Raw genomic sequence first — 10147 nt, 5'->3', positions numbered from 1 at the left:
CCGTAGAAGGCGAGCGTGAAGTGCCAGCCGGGACGGCCCGTCCAGCGCAGCCGGCCGGCCCCCGGCAGCCGCTGCAACCGGTCCACCTCGGCGGCGAGTTCGTCCGCGATGTGCTCCGGAGGCAGTACGGCGGCGAAGAGTCTCATGCCCCTCACGATCCCAGACCCGGGCGGGCATGATGGGGCGATGACGATCACCATCCGAGAAGGCGGCCCGGACGATCTGCCCGCGATACTCCGCATGCTCGACAGCAGTGTGGAGTGGCTGGTCTCACAGGGCCGCACCGGCCAGTGGGGCACCGAGCCGCTCTCCGGGACCAGGACGGTCCAGGCGGTGGAGCGGGCCATGGCCGAGGGCACCACGTACATCGCGGAGATCGACGGGGAGCCGGCGGCCACCCTCACCCTCACCGACGGGCCCGGCGCCTATCTGTCCCATCTGCCGGCGCCCGGCGAGCCCGAGCGGTACATCCACTGGCTCGCCTCCGACCGCCGCTTCAAGGGCCGGGGCGCGGGCAGCGCGCTGATCGAGCACGCCGCCGAGGTGACCCGGCGGGCGGGCGTGGGCCTGCTGCGGGTGGACTGCTACGCCGGTGACGACCGCAGGCTGGTGGCCTACTACGAGGCCAACGGCTTCTCCCCGACGCACGCCTACACCCACGGCCCAGACGCCTGGCCGGGGCAGGTGCTGGCCCGGAGGGTCGGCTAGACCCTCCGGGACCGGCGGAGGCGGATGCCCGGGCGATGCCTACGCGGCCGTGGCCAGCCGCTCGCGCGGGACGAAGCGGACGCTCGGGTGGCCGTGGTGCCAGCCCACCGCCAGCCGCAGGCCGCCGATGCGGGCCAGGACCAGGCCGACGACGCCGGCCGCGAGCGCCGACACCACACCGCCGGCGGCGAAACCGATCCGGGGGCCGTAGGTGTCGGTGACCCAGCCGACCACCGGCGCGCCCAGCGGCGTACCGCCCATGAACACCATCATGAACAGGGCCATCACCCGGCCGCGCATGGCCGGGTCGGTGCCCATCTGCACGGCCGTGTTCGCGGTGACGTTCACCGTCAGGCCGAACACCCCGATCGGCACCATGAGCAGCGCGAACAGCCAGTACGACGGCGCGACCGCGGCGACGGTCTCCAGCGTGCCGAAGGCCAGCGCGGCGGCGATCAGCACGCGCAGCCGGGCCGTGCCGCGCCGGGCGGCCAGCAGGGCGCCGACCAGGGAGCCGACGGCCATCAGGGTGTTGAAGAGGCTGTAGGCACCGGCGCCCGCGTGGAAGACGTCGTCCGCGTAGGCGGTCAGCCACACCGGGAAGTTGAAGCCGAAGGTGCCGATGAAGCCGACCAGGACGATGGGCCAGATCAGCTCCGGCCGCTTGGCGACGTAGCGCAGGCCCTCGCGCAGCTGGCCCTTGCCGCGCGGCGCGCGCTCGACCACGTGCAGTTCGCGGGCGCGCATCAGCAGCAGGCCGGTGATGGGCGCGGCGAAGGACAGGCCGTTGGCGAGGAACGCCCAGCCGGTGCCCACGCCGGTGATCATCAGGCCGGCCACGGCGGGGCCGACGAGCCGGGCGGACTGGAAGTTCGCCGAGTTCAGGCTGACCGCGTTCTGGAGCTGGTCGGGGCCGACCATCTCGGAGACGAAGGACTGGCGGGCCGGGTTGTCCACCACCGTGGCGAGGCCTACGGCGAAGGCGGCGACGTAGACGTGCCAGACCTGGACCTGCCCGGAGAGGGTCAGGGCGGCGAGCGCGAGCCCGGTGACGGCCATCGCGGACTGGGTGACCAGCAGGGTGGGCCGTTTGGGCAGGCGGTCCACGAGGACCCCGCCGTACAGCCCGAACAGCAGCATCGGCAGGAATTGGAGGGCCGTGGTGATGCCGACGGCGGCCGAGGAGCCGGTGAGGCCGAGGACCAGCCAGTCCTGGGCGATGCGCTGCATCCAGGTGCCGGTGTTGGAGACGACCTGGCCGGCGAAGAAGAGGCGGTAGTTCCGGATCCTCAGCGAGCTGAACATCGAGGACTTGCCGGAAGCGGGCGCGGTGGTGGTAGGGGTCGGTGCGGGGGCGGAAGGTGTTCCGGATCCCGTACTCAAAAGGGTTCGCCTCCTTGGATGGTGCGCTTACAGGTGTGCGAGTTTCTCCAGCACGGGGGCGGCGGCGCGCAGGGCGGCCCACTCGTCCTCGTCGAGGCCCTCGGCCAGTCCGGCCAGGAAGGCGTTGCGCTTGCGGCGGCTCTCTTCGAGCATCGCCTCGGCCTGTTCGGTCTGGGTGACCACCTTCTGGCGCCGGTCCTCGGGGTGCGGCTCCAGCCGGACCAGCCCCTTGGCCTCGAGCAGCGCGACGATGCGGGTCATCGACGGCGGCTGGACGTGCTCCTTGCGGGCCAGTTCACCCGGGGTGGCGGAGCCGCAGCGGGCGAGGGTGCCGAGCACCGACATCTCGGTGGGGCTCAGCGACTCGTCCACCCGCTGGTGCTTGAGCCGACGGGACAGCCGCATCACGGCGGAGCGGAGGGCGTTCACGGCGGCAGCGTCGTCGCCATGGGTAAGGTCCGGCATGTTCTTTAGCGTAACTCATTACTCTTACTAAGGACCACTTGGCACCTGCGTGATGCCCGTGATGCCCGCCACTGAATCCTCGGCCCGGAAAAAGGAATGGGCGCCCGGACCGTGGTCCGGGCGCCCGTTCGGCATGGATTTCTAGGGGATCACGTGAGACCCAGGGCCGGCATCAGGTAGTAGAAGGCGAAGACGGCCGAGACGACGTACATCGCCGGCGGGATCTCCTTGGACCGCCCGGCGGCCAGGCGCAGCACCGTGAAGGTGATGAAGCCCATGCCGATGCCGTTGGTGATCGAGTAGGTGAACGGCATCATCAGCATCGTCACGAAGGCCGGCATGGCGATGGTGTAGTCGGCCCAGTCGATCTCCTTGATGGAGTTCGACAGGATCAGGAAGCCCACCGCGAGCAGCGCCGGGGTGGCCGCCTGGGACGGGACCATCGTGGCGATCGGCGTGAGGAACAGCGCGACGGCGAAGAGGCCGCCCGTGACGACGTTCGCGAGACCGGTGCGCGCGCCCTCGCCGACGCCCGCCGTGGACTCCACGAAGGCGGTGGTGGCCGAGGCGGAGCTGGCACCTCCGGCCGCGACCGCGAGGCCGTCCACGAAGAGGACCTTGTTGATGCCCGGCATGTAGCCCTCGGCGTCGGTCAGCTTGGCCTCGTCGCTGATGCCCATGATCGTGCCCATCGCGTCGAAGAAGCACGACAGCAGGACCGTGAAGACGAACAGGATGCCGGTCAGGATGCCGACCTTGTGGAAGCCGCCGAACAGGCTGACCTGGCCGATCAGGCCGAGGTCGGGGGTGGAGACCGGGTTGCCCGGCCACTTCGGGACGGTCAGGCCCCAGGACGGGACGGTGGCCACCGCGTTGATGATCATCGCGACCACGGTCATGCCGACGATGGAGAGCAGGATCGCGCCCGGCACCTTGCGGACGATCAGCGCGAAGGTGAGCAGCGCGCCGAGGACGAAGACCAGCACCGGCCAGCCGGTGAGGTGACCGCCGACGCCCAGCTGGAGCGGGACGGTGGTCTGGGCGGCGTCCGGCATCCGGGTGACGAAGCCGGAGTCGACCAGGCCGATCAGCATGATGAACAGGCCGATACCGATCGAGATGGCCTTGCGCAGGCCGAACGGCACGGCGTTCATCACCCGCTCGCGCAGCCCCGTGGCGACCAGCAGCATCACCACGAAACCGGCCAGGACCACCATGCCCATGGCGTCCGGCCAGGTCATGCGCGGTGCGAGCTGGAGCGCGACGACCGAGTTCACGCCGAGGCCGGCGGCGAGCGCGATCGGCACGTTGCCGATGACGCCCATCAGCAGGGTGGTGAACGCGGCCGACAGCGTCGTGGCCGTCACCAGCTGGCCGTTGTCCAGGTGGTGGCCGTACATGTCCTTCGCGCTGCCGAGGATGATCGGGTTCAGCACGATGATGTACGCCATCGCGAAGAAGGTGGCGAGACCGCCCCGGACCTCACGGGCGACGGAGCTGCCGCGCTCGGAGATCTTGAAGTAGCGGTCGAGGAAGCCGAAGGCGGGAGCCCCGCCCGGCCTCTCGGGGGTGGGGACCTTGGCAGGTGCCGAGGTGGACATGCGTGACCTCATCACCAACGGGGTTCCCCCGAGCCCTGTTGGAGTTTCATACGAGCGGAAGCGGCCAAAGACAAACGGCTCCAGTATGAACGTATGAGTCATAGATCGCTATCTCCGCGCGTAGACAGCGGCGGCGCATAAGCTGTGCGCATGGCTAAGTGGACCCCCAAGCACGAGGCGCCGGAGCCCCTGGAGGGGCCCGTGGTCGCCACCATCACCGGCGGCACGATCGTGTGGTTCGTCCTCTTCCTGGTCCAGCTGCCGTTCTACGGCTGGTTCGACGAGCACGGCCACACCTGGTGGCTGTGGACCTGCCTGGCCGGGGGCGGCCTCGGGCTGATCGGCGTCTGGTACGTCCGCAAGCGGGACGCGGCGATCAAGCGGGCCGCTTCGCCGGACCCGGTCGCCCGGTAACGGCCGGCCGCTTCCCCGGACCGGGACGCGCCCGGTGACGGGCGGCACCGGTGGGCGGGCGGGCGCGTCCGCACGTACCGTCGAATGCATGAGCCACATACGCGCGGACGCGGAACTCGATCCGGCGCGTCCGGTGCCGTCACCGAGGACCCGTCCGGGCGGGCTCGGCCCCGCCGAGGTCGCGGAACGCGTCGCGCGCGGCCAGGTCAACGACGTGCCGGTGCGCAGCAGCCGCTCGCTGGGGGAGATCGTCCGGGCGAACGTCCTCACCCGGTTCAACGCGATCATCGGCGTGCTCTGGCTGATCATGCTGTGCGTCGCGCCGATCCAGGACAGCCTGTTCGGCTTCGTGATCCTCGCCAACACCGCCATCGGGATCCTCCAGGAGTGGCGGGCCAAGCAGACCCTGGACTCGCTCGCGGTGATCGGGGAGGCCCGGCCGACGGTCCGGCGGGACGGCGTGGCGGTCCAGGTGGCCACCCATGAGATCGTCCTGGACGACCTGATCGAGATCGGCCCCGGCGACAAGATCGTGGTCGACGGGGTGTGCGCGGAGGCGGACGGGCTCGAGATCGACGAGTCGCTGCTCACCGGCGAGGCCGACCCCCTCGTCAAACGCCCCGGCGACCAGGTCATGTCCGGCAGCTTCGTGGTCGCGGGGGGCGGCGCCTTCCAGGCCACCAAGGTCGGCCGCGAGGCCTACGCGGCCCGGCTCGCCGAGGAGGCGTCCCGCTTCACGCTGGTCCACTCCGAGCTGCGCAGCGGCATCTCCACCATCCTCAAGTACGTCACCTGGATGATGATCCCGGCGGCCGTCGGGCTCGTCGTCACCCAGCTCGTCGTCAAGAGCGACGACCTCAAGGACGCCGTGGCCCGCACGGTCGGCGGGATCGTGCCGATGGTCCCCGAAGGGCTGGTGCTGCTCACCTCCGTGGCCTTCGCGATCGGCGTCATCCGGCTGGGCCGCAGACAGTGCCTGGTGCAGGAGCTGCCCGCCATCGAGGGTCTGGCCCGCGTCGACACCGTCTGCCTGGACAAGACCGGCACCCTCACCGAGGGCGGCATGGACGTCACCGGGCTGCGGCCGCTGGACGGGGCGGACGAGACGTACATCCGCAAGGTGCTCGGCGCGCTCGGCGAGTCCGACCCGCGCCCGAACGCCTCCCTCCAGGCGATCATCGACGCCTTCCCGGACAGCGAGGAGTGGCGCTGCGTGGAGTCGCTGCCGTTCTCCTCCGCCCGCAAGTACAGCGGGGCCGCGTTCAGCGAGGGCGACGGCGAGACCAGCACCTGGCTGCTGGGCGCGCCGGACGTGCTGCTCGGCGCCGACGACCCGGCCCTGGCCGAGACGGAGCGGCTGAACGAGCGGGGGCTGCGGGTGCTGCTGCTGGCCCGCGCGCACCGGGACCTGGACGATCCCGAGCCGGCCCGGGGCGCCCGCCCCACCGCCCTGGTCGTCCTCGAACAGCGGCTGCGCCCGGACGCCTCCGACACCCTGCGCTACTTCGCCGAGCAGGACGTACGGGCCAAGGTCCTCTCCGGGGACAACGCGGTGTCGGTCGGGGCCGTCGCCGCGAAGCTCGGCCTGGAGGGCACGGCGGTGGACGCGCGGCGGCTGCCCGCCGACCCGCCGGCGATGGCCGAGGCACTGGACTCGGGCACGGTGTTCGGGCGGGTCACCCCGCAGCAGAAACGGGACATGGTGGACGCGCTGCAGTCCCGCGGCCGTACGGTCGCGATGACCGGGGACGGCGTGAACGACGTGCTGGCCCTCAAGAGCGCGGACATCGGGGTCGCCATGGGCTCCGGTTCCGAGGCCACCCGGGCGGTGGCGCAGATCGTGCTGCTGGACAACAGCTTCGCGAGCCTGCCCTCGGTGGTCGCCGAGGGCCGCCGGGTGATCGGCAACATCACGCGGGTGGCGACGCTGTTCCTGGTGAAGACCGTCTACTCGGTGCTGCTGGCGGTGCTGGTGGTGTGCGCGCGGGTGGAGTACCCCTTCCTGCCCCGGCACCTGACCCTGCTGTCCACGCTCACCATCGGCGTCCCCGCCTTCTTCCTGGCCCTCGCGCCCAACACGGAGCGGGCCAGACCGCACTTCGTGCGCCGGGTGATGCGGTACGCGGTCCCCGGCGGGACGGTGGCCGCCGCGGCGACCTTCCTGACGTATCTTCTCGCCCGGCACCACTACTCCGGCCCGGGCGCGCTGGACGCGGAGACCAGCGCGGCCACCCTGACCCTGTTCCTGGTCTCCATGTGGGTCCTGGCGATCATCGCCCGCCCCTACACCTGGTGGCGGGTGACCCTCGTGGCGTCGATGGGTGTGGCGTTCCTGCTGGTCCTCGCCGTTCCCGCGCTCCAGGACTTCTTCGCGCTGAGGCTGGTCGGCGTGACGATGCCGTGGACGGCGGTCGGCGTGGCGGCGGTGGCGTCCGGGGCCCTGGAGTACCTGTGTAGATGGGTCGGCCGCCGTTTCCCGGCCTAGCCCCCGCCGGTCCATGGCCGGAAGTCTCCGCTCCGGAATCACCTATCAGGGTGACGGCCGTATGAGTGACCCGGCGGGTCGGGCAGAGCGACTGGTGCCACGCACGTCCGGCATCCGTCACCAGTGTGAGGAGTCATCATGTCGATGATCCAGACCGGCTCGCTCCAGCTGTCCTCCAGCCACCCCGTCGAGACCCGGGGCGGTAACACCTCCACCTTCACCCGGGTCACCTTCCCGACGCCGTTCCCGGCCGGGTCGACGGTGGTCGTGGTGGCCCAGACCCAGACCTTCAACGGCCCCGAGACGCCCGGCATCCGGCTGCACGACGTCAACCGCGACGGGTTCCTGATCCGCTTCAACGAGCTGAACCTCAACGCCACCACCCGCAGTGACGGCCTGCACGCCACGGAGACGGTCGGCTGGATCGCCACCACCGTCTAGCGCAAAGGGCACGGGTGCCCCGGCCGCCGCCGGGGCACCCGTGTTCGCGGCTGTTACTGGACGTCGACGTAGTCGGGCGTGGCGCTCACGGCCGAGGTGGTGGACGTGCCGCCGAAGTAGTAGCGGTAGTAGCCGTCGGAGCCGGCCGTCACCGTCGTCTTCAGGGCGCCCGTGGAGGACGAGGTGAGGGTCTTGACGGTGGTGTAGGTGCTGCTGCCCGCCTTGCGGAACTGGAGCTTGACGGACTGGCCGCCGAAGGCGACCCACGTGCCGTGCTGCCAGTCGGCGCGGGTCAGCTTGCCGGTGACCGTGATCGTCTTGCCCTTCTTCACCGGCTCCGGGGTGGCGTCGGCGGTGAGCTTGGCGGCGCGACGGACCGGGAGGGTGCCGAGGTCGCTCTGCCACTTGTCGGCGCCGGTCTTGTTGTCGACCGCGACCCCGCCCTTCTTCCAGGTGCCGGCGTCGGAGTTGTACAGCTCGCGGGCGGGGATGGTGATCGTGGCCGAGCAGTTCACCGTGGTGGAGTTCACCTTGGTGCAGGTGCCCGGGTCGTCGCTGACGACCTGGGTGTCGGCGTACTTCGCCGAGCTGCCCCGGTAGAGCACCGGGCCGGTGAGGATGTTGGACATCGACACGGTGGCGGGGTGCGTCACGGTGTAGGTCGCCTTGACCTTCACGGTGGAGGTGGCACCGAGGGTGATCGCCTTGCCGCTGTTGACCTTCACGTTCGAGAAGGTGACGTTCGGCGCCGCGGGGGCCGCGTGGGCGGCGGGCACGGCGAAGGCGGAAAGGGCCAGGGCGCCGGAGACGGCGGCCACGGTGGCACGGATGCGCATGTGTGTTCCCTTGGAGGGAGAAGTGGATCGTGGAGTCGGTCGACTCACGCGGTCAGATCCCCGCGAGCGCCCGCGGGTTGTACGGACAGGACCCCTCACGGCCGGATTTGGCCCACCGATTACCCCCGCATGGCCCAACCGAGAGAAACGGTCCGTCCGGCCGGCAGCGCGGGCGCACCGCGATCCGGCCGGACGGGGGCCGGGAGCCCGGGGAGCCCGGGGAGTCCGGGAGCCCGGAGCGGGGGCTTACTTCACGTCGATGAAGTCCGCGGCGGAGTTGACCGCGGCGGTGGCGGAGTTGCCCGCGTAGGAGAAGCGGTAGTAGCCGTCGGCCGTGGCCTTGACCGTGGTCTTCAGGTTGCCCTTGGAGTCGGTCTTGACGGTCTTGACCGTGGTGTAGCCGGTGGTGCCCTTCTTGCTGTACTGGAGCTTCACGGACTGCGCGCCGTAGCCGCCGTACTTCAGCGACTCCCAGTCGGCGCGGGTGAGGGCACCGGTGACGGTGATCGTCTTGCCCTTCTTCACCGGCTCCGGGGTGGCGTTCGCGGTCAGCTTGGCGGCGCGCTGGAAGGAGAAGGCGCCCGCCTTCTCCTTCCAGACGTAGTCGCCGTCCTTGGCGTCGATCCACGCGTCCACGTACCAGGTACCGGCGCTCTTGTCGGAGAGGTAGTCCGTCCTCGGGTCGATCTTCACCGAGGCGGTGCAGGTGGAGGTGGTGGCGTTGACCTTGGCGCAGGTGGGCTTGCCGGTGGTCTCGATGCCGCCGCCCGGACCGTAGAGGGCGAACTCGTCGGCGCCCTTGATGCCCGAGTTGTCCGTCGCGGTGACGCTGACCTTGACGGTCACCGCGCCGGAGGTACCGATCTGCACTTTGTTGTCGCCGTCCACGACCACCTTGGTGATCTTGACGTTGCCCTCGACGGCGTCGGCCTGGGCGGCCGGAACGGCGAGGGCGGACAGGGCCAGAGCGCCGCTCACGACGGCGACGGAGGCACGGATGCGCATGTGTTTCCCCACGTTCGGATCAGGGAGCCGGGATGACTCCGCTGATCCGACCCGGGGTGATTGTGAAAGGTTGTACTAACGATGTGAATTTCCCGCGGACCCGGTGGACTCGGCCGCGCCCGGGGTCAGTCGAACCAGCGGTCCCGGGCCAGTTCCTCCGTTCGCGACGGGTCCTCCAGCAGCGCGGCCACCTCGAACCGGCGCGGCCACTGCCCCGCCGCCCAGGCCAGCCCGGCCGCGACCCCCTCCAGGGTGGCCGCGTGCAGCACGCCGTCGTCGGTCAGCCGCCAGTCGATCTCCACGCCGTCCACGACGAGTTCCTCGTGCTCGACGTAGACCGCGGGCGTACGCGGCCCGAGCAGTACCCGCACCGGTTCCGGCACGTCGTGCTCGATCCCCTCGGAGTGCACCTCGCCGGTGACGGACTCGCTCAGCCGGCGCACCTGGAACAGCTCGGCCAGCTCGGCGGCGCGCGCGGGCCGCACCGGCAGCAGCGGTACCCCGGAGGTGAACGGCAGCAGGTCCGGGGAGTCGACCACCACGGCCGAGGCGGCGTCCACGACCTCCACCCGCCCGTCGACCACGGCCCGCAGCTCGTCCGGCAGGGTCACCTGCTCGGGGTCCAGCTCCGCCAGCGCGCTGTACAGCCCGTGCAGTTGGGCCGGGGTCACCGGGCGCTCGGGGCCGGCGAGCCGGTCCAGCAGCTCGGCCGCGCCGCCGGGCTCGTCCAGCAGCGCGGCGACGGAGGTGCGCACGCCGAGCGCCCGCAGCACCTGCTCGTCCTCGAACCCGGTCGCGTCCGCCTCGTC

The 10147-nt window shown here is 70.8% G+C and carries 10 protein-coding genes and 1 pseudogene; 4 read left to right on the top strand and 7 right to left on the bottom strand.

Annotated elements, in window-relative coordinates; all coding sequences use genetic code 11:
* Positions 1–146, bottom strand: a 146-nt coding sequence (locus tag H5J33_RS37410) for a 2'-5' RNA ligase family protein (protein ID WP_309485392.1), incomplete at its 3' end; no start/stop codon positions are given.
* A gap of 40 nt (positions 147–186) precedes the next feature.
* Here H5J33_RS37410 and H5J33_RS13045 point away from each other — a divergent pair.
* Positions 187–708 carry a GNAT family N-acetyltransferase gene (locus H5J33_RS13045; RefSeq protein WP_181795067.1) on the top strand — a complete coding sequence of 174 codons (522 nt, stop codon included), beginning with the start codon at positions 187–189 and terminating at the stop codon, positions 706–708.
* A 39-nt stretch (positions 709–747) separates the two neighbouring features.
* On the opposite strand, the gene H5J33_RS13040 is transcribed toward H5J33_RS13045, so the two are convergent.
* The 3 genes from H5J33_RS13040 to H5J33_RS13030 form a co-directional block, all read right to left on the bottom strand.
* Complete coding sequence (locus H5J33_RS13040; RefSeq protein ID WP_309485391.1) at positions 748–2091, bottom strand: MFS transporter; 1344 nt, start codon at positions 2089–2091, stop codon at positions 748–750.
* Positions 2092–2118: 27 nt separating this feature from the next.
* Complete coding sequence (locus H5J33_RS13035; protein WP_030612070.1) at positions 2119–2556, bottom strand: MarR family winged helix-turn-helix transcriptional regulator; 438 nt, start codon at positions 2554–2556, stop codon at positions 2119–2121.
* A gap of 149 nt (positions 2557–2705) precedes the next feature.
* Complete coding sequence (locus tag H5J33_RS13030) at positions 2706–4157, bottom strand: NCS2 family permease (protein WP_181795066.1); 1452 nt, start codon at positions 4155–4157, stop codon at positions 2706–2708.
* Between the two features lie 150 nt (positions 4158–4307).
* Here H5J33_RS13030 and H5J33_RS13025 point away from each other — a divergent pair, with 150 nt between their 5' ends.
* From H5J33_RS13025 to H5J33_RS13015, 3 genes are all read left to right on the top strand, one after another.
* On the top strand, positions 4308–4571 hold the full coding sequence (locus H5J33_RS13025; protein ID WP_181795065.1) for a DUF2530 domain-containing protein: 264 nt from the start codon (positions 4308–4310) through the stop codon (positions 4569–4571).
* 88 nt (positions 4572–4659) lie between these two features.
* Positions 4660–7056, top strand: a complete 2397-nt coding sequence (locus tag H5J33_RS13020; protein ID WP_181795064.1) for an HAD-IC family P-type ATPase — start codon at positions 4660–4662, stop codon at positions 7054–7056.
* 138 nt (positions 7057–7194) lie between these two features.
* A complete protein-coding gene (locus H5J33_RS13015; RefSeq protein ID WP_181795063.1) occupies positions 7195–7497 on the top strand; it encodes a hypothetical protein in 303 nt (100 codons plus the stop codon).
* A gap of 53 nt (positions 7498–7550) precedes the next feature.
* On the opposite strand, the gene H5J33_RS13010 is transcribed toward H5J33_RS13015, so the two are convergent.
* The 3 genes and pseudogenes from H5J33_RS13010 to H5J33_RS13000 form a co-directional block, all read right to left on the bottom strand.
* The gene (locus H5J33_RS13010) at positions 7551–8333 is read right to left on the bottom strand and encodes a hypothetical protein (RefSeq protein ID WP_181795062.1); all 783 of its coding nucleotides are present in this window, start codon (positions 8331–8333) and stop codon (positions 7551–7553) included.
* Positions 8334–8579: 246 nt separating this feature from the next.
* Positions 8580–9338 carry a calcium-binding protein gene (locus H5J33_RS13005; protein ID WP_181795061.1) on the bottom strand — a complete coding sequence of 253 codons (759 nt, stop codon included), beginning with the start codon at positions 9336–9338 and terminating at the stop codon, positions 8580–8582.
* A 125-nt stretch (positions 9339–9463) separates the two neighbouring features.
* Positions 9464–10147, bottom strand: a pseudogene (locus H5J33_RS13000) (molecular chaperone Hsp90); the annotation flags it as partial.

The sequence above is a fragment of the Streptomyces sp. WELS2 genome, assembly GCF_013870595.1.
Lineage (GTDB): Bacteria > Actinomycetota > Actinomycetes > Streptomycetales > Streptomycetaceae > Streptomyces.
Note: the sequence above shows the minus strand (reverse complement) of the source record. Positions and strands in the feature narration are given on the sequence as shown.